The 17,724-nt window shown below is 69.8% G+C and carries 12 protein-coding genes; 2 read left to right on the plus strand and 10 right to left on the minus strand.

The annotated features are described in order from the left end of the window. Both OV208_RS14580 and OV208_RS14585 read left to right on the plus strand, forming a co-directional pair. On the plus strand, positions 1-753 hold the full coding sequence (locus tag OV208_RS14580) for a hypothetical protein (protein WP_267574435.1): 753 nt from the start codon (positions 1-3) through the stop codon (positions 751-753). Then, complete coding sequence (locus tag OV208_RS14585) at positions 750-1,952, plus strand: Ig domain-containing protein (RefSeq protein ID WP_267574436.1); 1,203 nt, start codon at positions 750-752, stop codon at positions 1,950-1,952. Before OV208_RS14580 ends, OV208_RS14585 begins: the two co-directional genes overlap by 4 nt. A gap of 13 nt (positions 1,953-1,965) precedes the next feature. Here the strand turns inward: OV208_RS14585 and OV208_RS14590 are convergent, their stop codons facing one another. From OV208_RS14590 to OV208_RS14635, 10 genes are all read right to left on the minus strand, one after another. Next, the gene (locus OV208_RS14590) at positions 1,966-2,448 is read right to left on the minus strand and encodes a hypothetical protein (RefSeq protein ID WP_267574437.1); all 483 of its coding nucleotides are present in this window, start codon (positions 2,446-2,448) and stop codon (positions 1,966-1,968) included. A 66-nt stretch (positions 2,449-2,514) separates the two neighbouring features. Next, positions 2,515-5,595: a POTRA domain-containing protein gene (locus OV208_RS14595; RefSeq protein WP_420715022.1), complete on the minus strand. Its 3,081-nt coding sequence runs from the start codon at positions 5,593-5,595 to the stop codon at positions 2,515-2,517. A gap of 14 nt (positions 5,596-5,609) precedes the next feature. Next, on the minus strand, positions 5,610-9,485 hold the full coding sequence (locus OV208_RS14600; protein ID WP_267574550.1) for a translocation/assembly module TamB domain-containing protein: 3,876 nt from the start codon (positions 9,483-9,485) through the stop codon (positions 5,610-5,612). Between the two features lie 49 nt (positions 9,486-9,534). Then, positions 9,535-10,476 (minus strand): ExeA family protein, encoded by a 942-nt coding sequence (locus OV208_RS14605; RefSeq protein ID WP_267574438.1) that lies wholly within the window; start codon positions 10,474-10,476, stop codon positions 9,535-9,537. Between the two features lie 27 nt (positions 10,477-10,503). Then, on the minus strand, positions 10,504-13,635 hold the full coding sequence (locus OV208_RS14610; protein ID WP_267574439.1) for a tetratricopeptide repeat protein: 3,132 nt from the start codon (positions 13,633-13,635) through the stop codon (positions 10,504-10,506). A gap of 192 nt (positions 13,636-13,827) precedes the next feature. Beyond that, positions 13,828-15,213, minus strand: coding sequence for an acetyl-CoA carboxylase biotin carboxylase subunit (gene accC, locus OV208_RS14615; RefSeq protein WP_267574440.1), 1,386 nt, complete (start codon positions 15,211-15,213; stop codon positions 13,828-13,830). 72 nt (positions 15,214-15,285) lie between these two features. Beyond that, positions 15,286-15,870: an acetyl-CoA carboxylase biotin carboxyl carrier protein gene (gene accB, locus OV208_RS14620; RefSeq protein WP_267574441.1), complete on the minus strand. Its 585-nt coding sequence runs from the start codon at positions 15,868-15,870 to the stop codon at positions 15,286-15,288. 42 nt (positions 15,871-15,912) lie between these two features. Beyond that, positions 15,913-16,494 carry an elongation factor P gene (gene efp, locus OV208_RS14625; RefSeq protein WP_267574442.1) on the minus strand — a complete coding sequence of 194 codons (582 nt, stop codon included), beginning with the start codon at positions 16,492-16,494 and terminating at the stop codon, positions 15,913-15,915. 140 nt (positions 16,495-16,634) lie between these two features. Further along, positions 16,635-16,997, minus strand: coding sequence for a roadblock/LC7 domain-containing protein (locus tag OV208_RS14630; RefSeq protein ID WP_120533513.1), 363 nt, complete (start codon positions 16,995-16,997; stop codon positions 16,635-16,637). Positions 16,998-17,030: 33 nt separating this feature from the next. After that, a complete protein-coding gene (locus OV208_RS14635; protein ID WP_267574443.1) occupies positions 17,031-17,693 on the minus strand; it encodes a hypothetical protein in 663 nt (220 codons plus the stop codon). Positions 17,694-17,724: the final 31 nt, after the last annotated feature.

The raw sequence follows: 17,724 nt of genomic DNA on the forward strand, positions 1-17,724 counted from the left end.
GTGTCCGCCGCCTCCCTCCTGCTCTGGCTCGCGCAGGCCGCTGTCGCCTGCGACGCGGACACGCGCGTGGTGCTGATGCCCTTCGAACGCGTGGCGCTGCCTTCCGCCGACGCGCGTGCGCTGGAGGACGCCACGCGGCGCGCGGTGTCCGCCCTGCCGGATGCGTGTCTGGAGTCGCGCGAGGACACGGCTGCGCGGCTGCGCGGTGCGGGCGCGTCGCTGTCGTCGTGTGGCAACACGGAGTGCCGGAGCGCGCAGGCCGTGTCACTGGGTGCTCGCAGGCTCGTGCGCGGCGTGGCGCTGGGCGTGGGCGGCAAGCGCAGCGTGGCGCTCACGGTGACGGATGCGCGGGGCACGGAGACGCGCGCGCAGTTCGAGGCACCGGCCCTGACGCCGGGCGAGGCGGACACGCGGGCCCGGCAGGCGTTGCAGGAGGTCTGGGCGCCCCTGCGCACGCAGACGGTGAAGCAGGCCGCGCCCCGGGGTTCGCGCCTGCTGCCCAAGGTGATGATGGGCGCGGGCGGGGTGGCGCTCGCGGTGGGCGTGGGCTTTGGAATCGCGGCGCGGAGCACGGAGTCCCGGGTGTCGAAGAACGGGGGCGAATGCGCCGCGGCTGGCGAGGACTTCTCGGGCTGCTTCGCTTCGCGGCTGGACGCGGGTCGACGGCAGGCGCGCACATCGAACGTGCTGATGGGCGTGGGCGCGCTGCTCGGGCTCGGGGGCGCGGTGTCGTTCATCTGGGAGTGGCCATGAGGACGCAGCGGCGCACGGCTCGCATGCACACCGTTTCACCGGAGCCGGGCATGCGGTCCGCCCGGAGGACGCTCCAGGCCGCGTTGATCAGCGCCCTGCTCTTCACGGTGCAGTCCTGCACGTTCGCGCCCGACCTCTCACGCTTCGCCGCGTGTGATGCATCGGGGGGCTGTCCGACGGGCACCTACTGCCTCACCGATGTGAACCGGTGCCTGCCGGCCTGTGGCGAAGGTCGCCAGTGCGACCCGCCCATCTCCGGGGAGGACGAGGACGCGGGGACGGAGCGGGATGGCGGTACGACGCCGGACGCGGGCGAGGCGGACGCAGGCACCGTCGATGCGGGCACCGCCGATGCGGGCACCGAACCGGATGCAGGCACGACGCCGGACGCGGGCCCCGCCGCGCTCTCGCTGGAGTCCACCCTCCTGCTGGGAGGGACTGAAACCGTCTACTACTCGGAGCAGCTCCAGGCCCGGGGCGGAACCCCGCCCTACACGTTCAACGCCACGACGCAGCTCCCCGCGGGCTTCTCGCTCGGCACCGGAGGCCTGCTCACCGGCATCCCTACGCGCGCGGGAGATGTCTTCTTCCCGGTGGAAGTCACCGACGAGAGCACCCCGAAGAAGCGCGCCAGCGGCAGCCTGCGGCTGAGCGTCCGGTCCGTGCTGCGGCTCGCGGGGCCAGCGCCGCTCGCGGACGCGCCCAGGAACAATCCCTACACGGAGACTGTCTCCGCCACCGGAGGCAAGGCACCGTACCTCTTCGCCCTCGCCCCGGAGCAGTCGCTGCCGTCTGGGCTGACGTTGAGCGCGAACGGCGGCTTCACCGGCACCACAATCCAAGAGGGTCTGCGGACCTTCACGCTGGTGGTGACGGACAACGACACGCCGCCCCAGAGCACCACCCGCACGCTCTCCATCGCCCTCGCGGACGTCACGGCGTTCGTCAAGCTGCTCTCGCGCGGCGTGCCCGACGGTCGCGTCGGCTCCGACTACGCCTACGTCTTCCAGACCATCAGCGGCACCAACTCGTTCACGTGGAGCATCAAGGACGGGGCGCTGCCTCCGGGCATCCTCCTGGACACGAAGAAGGGCATCCTCTCTGGCAAGCCCACGGCCGCGGGCGACTTCACCTTCATGCTCGGCGTCCAGGACCTGCTGAGCAACACCCAGCAGAGCTACACGCTCCACGTGGACTGAAAGCCCCCACGCCTCACGGGTAGCGGTCCACCACCAGGAGGATGCCGGTGTTGTCCTGCACCACGGAGAAGCCCTTCAGGGGACTGGGGTACGCGATGAGCCCCTCCCCGTCCCGGTCCCAGCGCGAATCCAGCAGCACGCCGCAGAAGGGCACCGACGCGGCCCCGCTCTCCGGCGTGAAGATGCGGTCATACCGGCCGAACACGCGGTGCTTTGTCACGTAGAGCCGCCCGCCGATGCTCGCGCCCGGGAGCTTCGCCTCCCATGCCCCCTGCGGCAGCGCGATGACGAAGCTGTAGTTGTACCGGGCCGGCCCCGGGTGGTCCTGGATGCTGTCCACGATGACCGGGATGCGGTCCCCGGCCTTCAGCCCCAACCGCTCCATCTGCAACTGCGCCCCCCGAGGACAGTTGCCCTCCGGCGGCATCCACTTGGGACGCGGCGGCTTCGCGGAGGCATCCGGCCCGTGCTGACACGCGAGCAGGCCCAGGCCCATGACGAGGGCCCACCCTCCAGCCATCCCACGGCGCGGACGTTCGGGTCGCAAGCAGGGGCCTTCCGGTCAGAACGTACCGATGCTGAAGTGGAACTGCGTGGAGGCTTCGTTGAGCGCTTCGTCGCGGTCCAGATTGTAGCCCACGTCGAAGGCCAGCGGGCCCACGGGTGTCACGTAGCGCAGGCCCACGCCCGCCGCGTAGCGCAGCACCTTCGCGTCGAAGAGGGTGCGGTCCTGCCACAGGTTGCCCACCTCGAAGAACAGGCCCAGGTCCACCGCCGCCACCGCCGGCACGCGCAGCTCCGCCTTGCCCAGCGTGTACAGCTCACCGCCCTGGCTCGCGGGCACCTGGCCGGAGAGCACCGCCTTCAGGTCCTCCGGGCAGCCCGCCGGAGTAATCACCGCGCGGCACGCGGCCAGCCGCTGGTGCAGCACCTCGCGCACGTCCTGCGGCAGCACGCCGTCTTCCCGGAAGCCGCGCAAGGTGGACGAACCGCCCAGGTAGAACAGCTTGGAGCCAATGTTCTGCGAGCCCTGCGTCAGCGGAACGATGGTGCCCGCACGCACGCTCACCGCCACGCTCGCGCGGCGTCCCAGCGGCGCGTACGCGCTGACGCTGCCCGACAGCTTCACGCCGTCGATGGGGAACTCCGGCACGCGGTTGCCCGCGACATCCGTGGGGTGCACGCTGATGCCGCGCATGAACTCCGCGCTGGTGCTGAGCACCATGCCGCGCCGGGGGTTGGCCGGGTCGTCGCGGAAGTCCAGCGTCGCCGACGGCCTGAGCGAGTGCAGCGCGAAGTCGCCGTACGGATAGCGCAGCCGCTCCTGGTCCGCGCGGTTCACCAGCTCCAGCACGCCCGCTCGCGAGCGCAGCCGGTTGTTCTCCAGTTCGTACTGGAGCGACACGTTCACCCACGACGCCAGCGCCCAGTCCGCGCCTATCACCGCCGCGAACCGCGTGGACAGGTACGACGGCCGGTGCACGCGCTCGCCAATCAGGTCCAGGCGGGCGCCAATCTCCTGCGGCGCCACGAAGGACAACCGGGGCTGCGACAGCGCCAGGTTGCCGCGTCCGCCCAGGCCGCTGAAGCCGTCCAGGTCGGTGTCGCACGCCTCGCCCGACAGCTCGCCCGTGCTGCACCCGGTGGGCAGGCGCGAGGACGACAGCGCCTCCGCGCTCGCGCCCGCGTAGTTCACCTTGCCGCGCGCCAGCAGGTTCAGGCCCCGGCCATCCAGGTTGCGCCACGCCGTGTCCAGCGTGATGCGGGGACCGTCGACGAGGAAGTAGCCGCCGGACACCTCGCCGTCGATGCGCGGGCGCTCCTGCACCGTCACCAGCACGTCCTTGGAGGCCTCGCGCCGGTTGGGGTCCGCCAGGGAGAGCTCCGCCTGACGGAACAGCCCCAGCCGCGAAAGGCGCCGCTGCGCATCCGCCAGCGCCTCCACCGACAGGGGCGAACCGGGCTTCAGGTCCAACTGCGCCAGCACCACGTCCGGATCCGAGCGCTTCAGCCCCTGGAGCAGCACCTGCCTCACGTGCACGCGCGGCCCGGCATCCACGCGGAACGCCACCTGCGCGGAGGTGCCCACCCCGTCCACCGACACCGCGTTGCTCACGCGCGCGAAGAGGAAGCCCTCGCGGCTCAGTCCCCGCTCCAGCGCCGCCTGCGCCTGTTCCACCCGCTCGAAGCTCAGCGGCGTGCCCTTGGGCAAGAGCAGCGTCACCCACGAAGGGTCCACCTCCGGAGGCAGGCCCTCGAAGGCGGTGTCGAGCAGGAGCGCGCGGGGCCCCTCCTCCACGTCGAAGTCCGCCTCCGCCGTGTGGTGCACCGTGTCCACCGAGAGGCCGCGAAAGGTGACCAGCGCGGAGGCGAAGCCCTGCTCGCGGTAGGCCGTCGTCATGGTGTCCACGGCCTCCAGCCACATGTCCTCCACGTAGACGGTGGACGGGTCCGGCGGAGACACCACGCTCGTGCCGTGGCGGCGCCCGCGGCCCTCGGTCTCCAGCGGATCCTCGCGCATGGGCAGGTCCAGCTCCGGCCACGTCTCCGCCGCCGCCACCTGGTTGGCGAGCTGCGCGCGCAGCGCCTCCGACGACACGGCCACGTTGCCGTGGAAGCGCACCTCCGTCACCCGCAGCGGAGGCCCTTCCTCCACCTGGAAGCCCAGCACCGCCGCGTCGCCGTCCGGGCGGATCATCTCCAGCGCCTTCACGCGCGCGTCGTGGAAGCCCCGCCGCCGGTAGAACGCCTCCAGCCGCCGCGCGAGCCTCGCCGCCACGGACTCGTCCAATGCCTCCTCGCCGTCGTAGGCCACCACCCGGGCCAGCAGCGTGGACGGGAAGTGGCGGTTGCCCGTGAAGCGCAGGTGGAAGGCCGGCCCCGCCGCCAGCGGCACCGCCACGGACGCCTCGCTGTCCTCGACGACGATGGTGGGAGGCCCCACCCACGCACGCCAGTGCCGTCCCTCGCGCAGTTGCACCCGCAGCCGCTCCAGGCCCAGGTCCAGTCGCGCCCTGTCGAACACCTCGCCGGGCACCATCCCCAGCGCCTCCACGAGGCGAGGCAGAGGCAGCGCGGGGCTGCCGGAGAACGTCACCTGCCGCACGCGGGTGGGCTTGCCCTCCTCCACCACCAACGTCACCGCCACGCCGCCCGCGAGCACCGGCTGCTCCTCCACCCGGACGGAGACAGCGTCATAGCCCTTGCGCTGGTAGGCCTCGCGCACGGAGGCCGCCGCCGTGTCCAGCTCCTCCGGATCCAAGGGGCCGCCCTCCAGCAGGCCGCTCGCATCCAGCAGCTCCGCGGTCGTGAGCACGCGGTTGCCCCGCACCGTCACCTGGGCCAGTTGGGGCAGCGGCGTGAGCTGGAAGACGAGCCGCACCCCGCCGGGCACGTCCTCCGTGATGGCCACCACGTCCGCGAAGCGCCCCGTGGCGAACAACTGCTCCACGGACCGGCGCACCGCGCCCGGCGTCAGCGCCTGGCCCTTGCGCAGGGTGACGAGCGCCGAAAGGCCCTCGGAGGCCACGCCTTCGGGCAGGTGCAGCTCCACCGCCATCACGTTGGGGGCGGCGGCGTCGCTGTCGCCCGAGCCAGTGGGGGACGCGGCGAAGGCGGGCCACGCGCACACGAGGAGCAGCACCGCGGTCAGCGCGGCTACTCGACCTCCCAGCCAAGCTTCAGCTCGAGCCCGAGGTTTCCGAACGACGCCTGGCTGTTCTCGTTGTCCCACTGGGCCTGTGCGGAAAGACGGTCGTCGAAGCGATACTCAGCGCGTGCCCGGGTACCACGCCCACTCACCGGTTGGGTCATCCCGATTTTAAGCTGCTCGGAGAGGAACTTCGACTCCAGTTGTGCGGTGGGTTCGGCCTGCCGGGTGGCGTCGTTGTAGGTGGTGGCGATCTGCAGGGACAAATCCCGGAGAACGGGGTTGCTGGGCAGGAAGCGGCGCACCTGCCGGTCCAGGCCGGAGACGTTGAACAACGCCTCCGCCGCCAGACCGTAGCTCGCCGAAGCCGCCGTGTCCTTGTCCGCGCTCGTCACGCCCAGCGTCAGCAGCGACAGGATGTCGCCTTCGGTCAGCACCGGCTCCGACGACAGCACGATGAGGGGGTTGGCCGGCCGGCCGAACGCGTGCAGCTTCACCACGAACTCGCGCACCTGCGTCTGAGCCTGCACCTCGAACACCGGGTCGATGCCGGACGCGTCGCGGAACTCCAGCTGCCCCTGCTCGATGGTGAAGAGGTTGTTGCGGAAGAACGCCTGACTGCCTTCCGCCGCCTCCACCCGGCCCAGCAGGCCCGGCCGCACGTCCGTGCCGGTGAGCCGCACGTCGCCCAACAGCCGCGCCTTCGCCAGGTTGTTGTCCACGCGCACGTCGCCGAAGTGCACGTTGACGTCCCAGGTGAAGAAGGCGTCCCGAGCGCGCTCGCCCCCGCCGCCCACCGCGAGCGACGGCTTCTTCTGCATCGTCTTGAGCAGCGATTCGATGTCCAACGGCTTCGAGTAGCGCAGCTTCACGATGTCCAGCCCACCCGTGACGGTGGGGTTGGTGGGCGGTCCCACCACCTGGAGCAGGCCGGACACGGTGAGCGGCAGGTCCTCCGTCATCCGGTACGGCACCGCGTCCAGTTGCAGCGTCAGCGCCAGCCGCTTGGGCACGAAGCGCTCCAGCCGGATGTCGCCTCGCGCGGACACCTGCCCCTCGTTCACCTGCGCCTGCAGGTGCTCCAGGAGCACGCGCTGGCCCGTCATCTCCAGGCGTCCGGACATGGCGCGCACGGTGAGCGGCATGTCGCGCATGGACATCCGCACATCGGACAGCTCCGCGGTGCCCACCACCGACGGCGCGTCCAGCGTGCCGGTGGCCTCCGCGTCCACTCGCAGTTGGCCGCCCACGCGCTCCATACCCGGCAGAAGCGGCTCCAAAAGCCGCACGTCCATGCGGCCCTCGCGCAGGCTCATGTTCATCCGGGTCTTGCTCATCCAACCGCCCAGCGTCACGTCCACCGACGCGCCACTGAAGCGGAAGGGCTGCACGTCCAGCCGGCCCCCGGCGTAGGCCAGCACGATGGGCGCCTGGTTGCGCCCGCGCAGGTCGCCCCGGGCCAGCGTCAACTCCCGCAGCGTGGCCGCCACCTGGTACGCGTCCGGCTGCAACAGCGGGCCCTGCAACGTCACGCGCCCCGCGAGCATCCCGGTGACGCCCGCGAGCGCCTGCACCTGGGGCAGGAGCGGACGGATTTCGGGCAGCAGCAGCTCCAACGTGGACTCGAAGAGGTAGGGCTCCTTCACCGTCATGGACATGGAGCCCTGCGCGTCGCGGAAGGGATGTCCGGTGATGCGCAGCGCCTTGCCGTCCTGGTGCAGCGCCAGGTCCATGGCGCCCAGGTCGCGCGACGCGAAGGTGATGCGCGGGCCCTTCAGCGTGGCGCGGATGTCCGGCTTGTCCGCCGTGCCCGCCACGGTGCCCGCGAGCGCCAGCGTGCCCTGGATGCCCATCTCCTCCGCGGTCTCCGGGCCCACGGCCTCCGACAGCGACAGGTTCTCTCCACCGAAGCGGTAGTCCAGGCCGCCCGCGAAGGCGAAGGTGCCCTCCACCCAGGTGCGTCCCAGCCGGCCATCCAGCACGGTGCGCTCCAGCACCATCTCCTTGCCGTCCACGAAGCGCAGCCGCGCGGCGCCCGCGCCCAGCCGGCGCCCCAGGTACGTGGTGTCCTTCAGATCGAAGGCCACCAGTCCCTCCAGCTTCTCCAACGGGCTGTCGATCTCCACGCGCCCGGACGCCGCGCCGCCGAACTGCCCCTGAATCACCGCGATGGAAGGACTCAGGCCCGCCACCAGGTCCACCAGGTCCTCGGTGCGCCCCTGGGGCACGTTCAGGTCCAGGCGCAGGTGCAGCAGCCGCGCGAATGTGAGCGCGCCTTTCCCGAAGTACTGCGTGCGCCCCTTCTGCCCGGTGAGCGAGGGGAACGACAGGACGCCGTTGGAGTACGAAAGCTTCCCCTGCGTCACCCCCAGGTTGAAGCCCCAGAAGACGAAGTCGCGCAGCGACAGCGACGCGTCCACCTTCACGTCGGCGAGCGGCCCCACGACGGAGTAGTTCACCGTCCCGCGCCCGGCCCACGGCAGCTCCGCGATGTGGCCGAAGTCCGACAGCTCCACCTCGCCATTGCCCTGGATGTCCAGGCCCCGCGCGGTGTCGAAGTAGAGCGTCACCTCGCCATGCACGCGAGACTTGCCCGACTCCACCGTGAGCCGGGAGAAGGACACGCGGTCGCCCTGGAGCTTCACGGTCGTCTGCGCGCGGCCCTTGTCGAAGGTGAGCAACGTCTTGCCCGAACGCACCGGCGCATCGAACGCGCGCGTGGCCAGGGTGAAGTGGCCGGTGCGCAGGTCCAGGGGCCCGGACAGCGAGGGCCGGGGCAGCAGCGTGCCGGTGAGGTGCGCGTTCGCGGACGCGGGGAAGTCCACCCAGGACCCGGACACGCCCGCGCGCTCCAGGATGCGACCGAACGACGCGTCCTCCGTCTGGAGCGTCAGCTCCACCGGCAGCTCCGGCGTGAGCTTGAGCGCGCCGGACAGCTTCACCTTGCCCCCACCCACCGGGGCCTCCAGCGACTCCACGCGCACGCGGTCCCCCGCGTACGACAGGCGCGCGGTGAGGCTCAGCGGACCGTACTGCTCATAGGACAGGTTGCTCGCGGACACGTCCGCGCCCACCGCCAGCGCGGAGGGTTTCCCGGACAGCGACAGGCGCGTCCACAGGTGCCCGGTGGCGGGCCGCGGCAACAGCTTCGCCTGCGACAGCGTGCGCAGCGGCAGGAACACCTGCGCGTCCAGCGCGAGCGTGGGATGGCACAGCGTCTCCACCCGGCCGGACACCGTGGCGGTGATGTCGTCGAGCGTCACCTCCGCGCGCTCCACGTCGAGCAGCCCCTCGTCCGGATCCAACGCGCCGGTGAAGGCCAACTGCCCCAGCGCCAGCTCGCCGCCGCCCGCGCCCAGTCGCACCACGCCCCGCCGAGCGCCGACCTCCAGCTCCATCACGCCCCAGCGCTCCACCCACCCCACGTCGAGGTTCTCCACCTCCACGCTGCGGCCCTCGGGCAGCGCGAGCCGCACCTCCGCGCCGGTGATGCTCATGCGCCCCACGCCCACGCGCTCCAGTGGCGTGAGCGGGCACGTGCCGTCCGAAGCGGGCTTGTCGGGCGAAGGCTTTGAGAGGTCCAGCACCACGCGCGGATGGCGCACGCTCACGTGGCCCAGCACGAAGCGGCGGGACAGGGGCGACAGGAAGCCCAGCCCCACCTCCGCCTCATCCGCGGCGAACAGCGGCGTATCCGAACCGGGCGCGAACACCGACACACCGCGCAGCACCACGCGCGAACCCAGCGGATCCAACTCACACCGGCCGATGCCGACGTCCAGGCCCAGCACGTCCGGCAGGTGCCTGCGCGCCACCGTGCAGGCGGCGTCCCAGGTGAACGGCTGGCGCAACAGCAGGATGCTCCCCGATACGACGAGGAGCATCAACAGCAGCGCCTTGCGCGCACCGTTGCGGCTGGGGGGAGACAAGCCCCTAGAGCTTACCGAGTCCCTCGAGGTAGCGGTCGATCTCCGCCAGATCGATTTTCGTGTTCGCCGTCCGGGGCAGCGACGAGGCAGGCGCGCTTGCCCGCTCGCTCTCCTGGGAAGCAGCCGAGCCACCCTTCAGGCCCAGGTTCGTCCCGATGCGGTGCACCAGCTCCGCGTCGATGGACTCCTGCCGCGCGAGGAACGCCTCGAAGAGGGCGTTGTCGCACAGGGTGTTGATGACGCGCGGGGTGCCGCCGGAGTGCTCGTGCACGGCCAGCAGCGCCTCCGGCGTGAAGGGCATCCGCGGGCACCCGGCGAGCCGCAGCCGGTGCTTCACGTACGCCTCGGTGGACTCCGCCGTGAAGGGCTCCAGCTTGTAGCGGAGCGCCACGCGCTGGGCGAGCGGCGGGTCCAGCTTCAGGTTCTTTTCAATCTCCGGCAGGCCGAAGAAGACGAAGGAGATGAGCTTGCGCTCGGGGACCTCCAGGTTCAGCAGCCCCCGGAACTCCTCCATGATCTCCCGCGTCTCCAGCATCTGCGCCTCGTCGATGAGGACGACGGCCTTCTTGCCGGACTCGTAGATCTGCAACAGGCGCTGGTAGAGCTGCGACAGCAGCGCCAGCTTCTCCTGCGCCGGATTCTCCACGCCCAGTTGGAGCGCGATGCGGCGCAGCAGCCACTGGGCGGTGATGCCCGAGTGGATGATGACCAGCAGCGCGGCCTCGTATTCGGACTCGGGCAGCGAGTCGAGCATGCGCCGGGCGAGCGTCGTCTTGCCCGCGCCGATGTCGCCCACGAGGATGGACAGGCCCTTCATGTAGCCCACGGCATGCATCAGCCGCGTGAGGGCCTGCGAGTGCTGCGCGGAGTTGTAATAGAAGCGGCTCACCGGAGCGTTGGAGAACGGCTCCTGGCTGAGTTCGAAGAAATCGAGGTAGGTCGTCATGGGCTCGCCGGGCCTCGGGGGGACGCGCTACACGTACCCTACTTTACGAGCCTTCGGCGCGCCCGCTGCAGGAACCGGCGTCGGAGGGGCGGCGGGCGCCTTGGCTCCAGCCCGGGGCAGCGGGTCATCCTCGGGTGCGGTCATCGCCGACAGGCGCGTCACATGCGACCCCACGTCGCGGTACTTCGCGTCCATGGCGGCCACGCGCTGGAAGTGGAAGAGCGCCTTGCCCGGCTCGTTGAGCGCGTCGTAGGCGCTCGCCAGCTCGAAGCCCAGGGCCTTGGCCACCTCACCCACCGCGAGCACGTTGCCCAGGCCTTCCTTGAACACCTGGACGGATTCGTCCGGACGGCCGCGCAGCGTGTGGAGCATGCCAATCATCGTCAGGCAGTCCAGCTCGCGCTTCGTGCCGGCGCTGCCCTGCCGGGCCACCTCGAACTCGTGGACGGCGTCGTCCAGCAGGCCCATTTCCTTGTAGGCGATGCCCAGGTCGTAGTGCGTGTCCACGTCCTCGGGCTTCACCACCTTGGCGAGGCCCTTCTTGAACTCGGCGAAGACCTCGTCCACCGAGTACTGGAAGTCCTCGTCCGCCGGGGGCACCGCCGCCAGCGATTCGCCGCCCAGGTCGTCCAGCTCGCCGGCCAGCTGCGCCGCCAGGTCGAACGCGTCGCCGCCGGACTCCTCGTCGTGGGACGCCTCGGTCACCGGCTGCACGGAAGGCACCGACAGGGGCTCCGCCGGGGCCTCGTCCGCGGGGGCCGCGCCACCACCGGCCTCCGCCTCCTCCAGCCGCGCCATCAGCTCCCCGGCGCGCACGTGGCCCGGGAAGGCGATGGCGATGGTCTCCAGGATTTCCCGCGCCTCTTCGAGCAGGCCCTGGTCCAGGAAGAACGACGCCTCGTCGCACTCCTCGGCGGCGGGCTCCTCCTCCGGCTCCGCTTCGGGCTCCGGCTCATCCGCCAGCGCCTCGGGCTCCGCTTCCGGCTCGGGCTCCGGTTCGTCGTAGCCCGTCGTGTCCAGCGGCGCGAGCACGAGGTGCGCGGCGGTGGGCTCGTCGTCGTCGTCGCCCAGCTGCGAGCCCGCGTCGTAGGCAGCCGGAGGCGCGTAGTCCTCCAGGCCCCCGTCGTCCAGCGCGGACGCATCCAGCGGCGCCAGCCCCACGCGGGTGGGCGCGTCGTCTTCCTCGCCCAGCGACCTGCCGGGGTCGGAGAACGCCATGTCCTCGTCGTCGAAGGTCGGGACCTGAAGGGTGTCCGGCGCGGCCTCGTTCAGCAGCGCGCGCGACGGGGAGTTCACGCGCGTGGGCGGCGGCTCGTCCTCATCACCCAGCGACATGCCGTCCGGGTCGTCCGCGAGCACCATGGGCTCGTCGCCACCGGAGGTGTCCTCGAACGAATCCGCCGCGTACGACAGCGCGTCGTCCGGGCCCACCAGCGGTTCGTCCTCGTAGCCGGACTGGGAATCGCCCAGGCCCGGCTCGTCCGCCAGCACCAGCGCGTCATCGTCCGAACCGACGACCAGGTCGTCCTGCGGCGGCAGGTCGTAGACGGCGTTCTCGGAGGAGCTGATGGGCTCCCCCATCACCGCCTCCTCGCCGCTCAACGTGGTCTCGGCGACCTCGTCGTCGACGATCTCATCCGAATCCGTCCCGTGGCTCAGCGCCGCGAGCGCGAGCTCGTCACCCTCGGGCTGCGCGAGCGCGTCATCCGGAGGCTCCGCGACGAGGATCTCATCGTCGTTGGAGTCCACCAGGATGGCGTCCTCTTCCAGCGACTCCACGCCCGGCGTGGCCACCGGCGCCACCACCCCACCCTCCGAGCGCAGCACGGACAGGAAGGCAGGCACCTCCGGATGCGCCGGGTTCTCCTGGAGGATGGACGCCAGGTACGGCTGCGCGCGCTGCACATCCGCGCGGCGCGTGCACAGGCGCAGCACGTTGAGCAGCTGCTCCGACGCCTGCGCGCCGTTATTGGCCGCCACGTAGATGTGGTACGCCTTTTCGTGGGCGTCCAGGTTCTCCGGATCCACCGCGAACACCTTGCGGAGGTGTTCGAGCGCTTTGTCGTGGAGCCCGTACTTCACGTAGACGTCGGTCTCCGTCAGCAGCTTCGCCAGCTGCTCGCGGCTCATCCCCGCGGGAGCCGGCGCCACGGCGGCCGGCGGCGGCGCGGCGGGCGCGGGACGCGAAGGCTGCGCGGCGGCGGGCGCGTTCCACTGGGGCGCGGCGTCCTCCTGCGCGGCCATGGGCTCGGGCTCCGGCTCCGGTTCGTCGACGGGGCCCCGGCGCGCGAGCAGATCCGGATCCTGCGGATCCAACAGCTCGATCTGCGTCCACACGCCATCGGACTCGGCGGTGCGGCCGCGCTCCTGGTGGATCTTCGCCAGCTCCTTGTAGACAGACACCGTCTTGGAGACCTGGCCCAGCCCCTGGAACGCCTGCGCCAGGAGCGTCAGCGTCTCCACGTCGCGGCCATCCGCCTTGAAGCAGACCTGGAGCTTGGCGAGCGCGCGCTTCTGGTCGCCGCGCTGCAAGTACGACGCGGCCAGCTCCTTCGCCAGCGGCAGGTTCTCCGGCTCCAGCGCGGAGAGCCGCTCCGCGACGCGAAGCCAGTCATCCGCGCGGCTGTTGCGCTTGAGGTACTCGGCGGCGCGCTTGAACTCCTGCGCCGCTTCCTTCGTCATGTTCTCGCGCGCGTACAGCTCCGCGAGCTTGATCTTCGACGCCACGTTCTCCGGGTCGAGATCCACCATCTTCTTGAGGGTGTCGAGGCTCGCCTTGGTGTCGCCGGCCTTGTCGTAGTGATTGGCGACGATCTGGAAGTACGCCATCGCCTCCGACATCAAGCCCAGTTGCTGGTGCAGCTCCGCCAGCTTGAGGTTCACCTCCAGCAGGTTCGGGTTGAGCTTGAGGACCTGCTTGTAGAGAGCGACGGCCTTGAGGAAGAAGCCGTCCGAGGAGTAGCTCTCCGCGACCTTGGTGAAGAAGTGCGCCGCCTGCGCGTTGTCATTCTTCTTCTGGTACAGCTCCCCCATCTTCTGGAGGACCCGGATGTCCTTCGGGTCGACCTCCAGGACCTTCTGGTACTCCTTGATGGCCTTGTCGTACGCGCCCTTCGCGACCAACTTCGCGGCGGCTTCGATGATCTTGTTCTTGTCCATCGAGCGCGCGCTTCCGACAGGCAGAAACCCCGAGGAACTTCGCGGGTTTCAGTCCTTCTCTGGGGGGGAGGTTCGGAGGCTAACGGAATCCTCCGACGCGGGTCAAGAAACTGCCTGCCATCCTCCCGGGGCGGATCACCCGCACGGACGGTCGTCCGCCCGGCGGGCTGCCCGGCAAGAGCCCTGCGCGCGCTACGGCGTCTCTTCCACGGCCTTGCGCAGCCGGCGGGAACCCGTCTCGCTCGCCAACAGACGCTCCACGAAGCGCGTGTCGTAGTTGCCCTCCTGGAAGGACTCCTCCGCCAGCGCGGCCCGGTGGAACGGGATGTTGGTGCGGATGCCCTCCACCACGTACTCGGAGAGCGCCCGCTGCATGCGGCGGATGGCCGTCTCGCGGTCCTCCGCGTGGACGATGAGCTTCGACAGCAGGCTGTCGTAGTGCGGCAGCACCGTGTAGTTCTCGTACGCCGCCGAGTCCACCCGCACGCCGTAGCCGCCCGGCACGCTGTAGCCCGTAATCTTGCCCGGCCACGGCGCGAAGGTGACCGGGTCTTCCGCGTTCACCCGGCACTCGATGGCGTGCCCGCGAATCTGGACGTCCTCCTGCTTGAAGCGCAGGGGCTCCCCGTAGGCCATGCGGATCTGCTCGCGCACCAGGTCCACGCCCATGACCAGCTCCGTCACGGGGTGCTCCACCTGGATGCGGGTGTTCATCTCCATGAAGTAGAACTGCCCGTGCTCGTCGAGCAGGTACTCGATGGTGCCCACGTTGTTGTAGCGAAGCTTCTTCATCGCGTTGACGGACACCTCGCCCATCTTCTGGCGAAGCTCCGGCGTGAGCGCGGGTGACGGGCACTCCTCGATGAGCTTCTGGTGCCGGCGCTGCACCGAACACTCGCGCTCATTGAGGTGGATGATGTTGCCGTGCTCGTCCGCGACGATTTGAATCTCGATGTGGCGGGGCTTCTCCACGTACCGCTCGATGTAGAGGTCGCCGTTGGAGAAGCTGGCCAGGGCCTCCGCCTGCGCGGTGGAGAACGCCTGCGCGAGCACGCCCGGCTCACGGACGATCTTCATGCCCTTGCCGCCGCCGCCCGCGGCCGCCTTGAGGATGACCGGGAAGCCAATCTCCTTCGCGAACACCTCCGCCTCGCGCGGGTCCTTCACCACGCCGGGGCTGCCAGGGAGCAGCGGCATGCCGGCCTCCCGGGCCGCGCGGCGCGCACTCACCTTGTTGCCCATCAGCCGGAGCATCTCCGGACGCGGACCGATGAAGCGGATCTTGCAGTTCTCGCAGACCTCCGCGAACTCGGCGTTCTCCGACAGGAAGCCGTAGCCCGGGTGGATGGCGTCCGCGCGGGTGATCTCCGCCGCGGAGAGCAACTGCGGCACGTTGAGATAGCTCTCCTTGGACGGAGGCGGCCCGATGCAGACCGCTTCGTCCGCGAAGCGCACGTGCAACGCGTTGGCGTCGGCGGTGGAGTGCACCGCCACGGTGGCGATGCCCAGCTCACGGCATGCGCGGATGACCCGCAGGGCAATTTCCCCGCGGTTGGCGACCAGTACCTTCTTGAACACGTCCGTGCTCCTTGAGAGGGCCTGGGGCGCATCCGGCCCCAGTGCGGGCCGGACGCGCCTTGAACAACGGACTCAGGCCGGCTCGATGCGGAACAGCGCCTGGCCGAACTCCACCGGGCGACCATTCTCCACGAGGACCTCGGCGATCCTGCCGGAGACCTCGGATTCGATTTCGTTCATCAACTTCATCGCTTCGACAATGCAGAGCACCTGCCCCTTGCGCACCACCGAACCCACGTCGACGAACGCGGGCTGGTCCGGCGCGGGGGTCCGGTAGAACGTCCCCACGAAGGGGCTGGTCACCTGGTGGCCCGGCTTCTCCGCCGGCTTCTCCGGAGCCACCGGGGCGCTCAGCGCCGACGCGGCGGGGGCGGCCGCACGGGGCGCGGGCGCGGCGTACTCCACCGGCGGCGACACCGTCACCCCGGAACCCGGGGCGTTGGTGTGGTGCACGATGGTCGTCTCTGGCGCGTGACCGCGGCGGATGTAGAGCTTCTCAGGACCCCGCGTCCACACCAGCCGGGTGACGTCCGAGGCCTCCAGGATCTCCACGATCTGCCGCAGGGCCTCCACGTCCAGGGACGTGGTGCTCGCGTCACGACCGGATGCCGCGCTCGCGGGCGTGGCCGGCCGGGTTGCCTTGCGCTTCGTTGCCATTCCAGACCCCTCCGGGAGTCGCCAGGTGAAGACGGACGGTGACTAGCCCGCCGTGGACACGCGGGTGAGGTACTTGCCACCTTCGCGCGTGTCGATCTTCAGCACGTCGCCCTCGTTGATGAACAGGGGCACGTTGACGGAGTAACCCGTCTCCAGCGTGGCGGGCTTCATCGCACCGGACACCGTGTCGCCGCGAACGCCCGGGTCGCACTTGACGACCTTCAGGTCCACGGAGTTCGGCAGCGTCACGGAGATGGCCTTGCCGTTGTAGTAGAGCACCTCGACCTGGGTGTTCTCCTTCAGGAAGTTCTTCGAGTCGCCGAGCGCCGCCGCCATGATGAAGGTCTGCTCGTACGACTTCTTCTCCATGAAGTGGTACTCCTCACCCGAGGAGTAGAGGAACTCCATGTCCTTCTGCTCGATGTCGGGCAGGCCCACCTTGTCGCCGGACTTCATGGTGGGCTCCAGCATGCGGCCGGAGATCAGGCTGCGGATCTTGGTCCGCACGAACGCAGAGCCCTTGCCCGGCTTCACGTGCTGGAAGTACTCGATCACGAACGGCTCGCCGTCGATCTCGATCTTCAAACCATTGCGGAACTCGGACGTATCGACGTAACCGGCCATGGGGACCGACTCCTTCGGACAGGCAAAAACGATGAAAAGTCCGGGGTGTCTAGCCCATGCCCTGAGTCCTGCAAAGGGGAAAGCAGCATCACGGTGCGTCGCCGGGCAGGCAGGGTGGCCCCTGCCCGGACGACTGTCCGCTACAGCTCCGCCTTCACATTCGGCGCCGTCACGCGCAGGACGTAGCGGCCCTTGCCGAAGTTGCCGTCCGCGCGCAGCGCCAGCACCAGGAAGTAGTCCGGTGTCAGCAGGCGCATCACGGTCAGGACCTTCTCGCTGTTGACGCTCACTTCCGTCACCGTGCCCGTCTTGAGGGACTCGGCGGCGTTCTTCAGCTGCGTCAGCAGGTTGGCGTACTCAACCCAGGTGCCCGTGACGTCCAGCTCCGCGGCCTCGTCCTTCTGGAACGTGTCCACGGAGATGCCGTCGAAGCCCATCACGCTGCACGCGAGGGCTCCGTCCACCTGGTTCACCACCGATTCAAGGTGCGTGCGAAAGGACATGGTCATCCCAGGCGGGCGGCGGGCGCCCGCGGGTCAGAGGATACAGGAGGGGTAGTTGCCGTCCTGCCCACCGGTGGAGTTGCACGGCGCTACGGCATCCGGGACCTCATCCGGCCCGCAGACGGGGATGGGGCGGGTCGCGTTGAAGGCGTCGAACGTGTAGACGTACTCGTTGGACTCGAACGAACCGCTCCCACTGGCGAACTTGCCCGTGAGCTTCACCGTCACGGTCACCTGCACCGGTTCCGAACCCGGCGGCACGTTGTCCAGCAGTGCCTCCGCGGACTCCCGGGTCAACAGGTTGATGAGCAGCCTGTTCTGTTCGGAGCCCGGATTCAGGCTGCCCGTGTATTTGATGGTCTGGTCGGGGATCCGGAAGCTTGGCGTCGTCTCATACGACAGCTCCACGTTCTCCACGATGGTGGTGGCCTGACCACCCGTCCCTGGTTCGGGATCCAGGGGGATGTCGTTCACCTCCAGCGGGGTGTTGACGTAGCTGGAGTTGACGAAGAGCCCCAACAGATAGCTCTGGCCGTAGGCGAGGTTGAGCGACCCGCCCGCGCTTCCGACCGCGCTGTTCTCCAGCGAGCATTCCGCGGTCGGGACCTTGACCGAAAGGATTTGAACGACCGGCGGGCTTTCGGAGCACCCGCACAGGCCCAGCGCCAGGGACGCCGCGACGAACAATGGCTTCATTGGAATGAGTCTCCCAATCAGACGGCAGGCC

The organism is Corallococcus sp. bb12-1, from assembly GCF_026626765.1.
Classification (GTDB): Bacteria; Myxococcota; Myxococcia; order Myxococcales; family Myxococcaceae; genus Corallococcus; species Corallococcus terminator.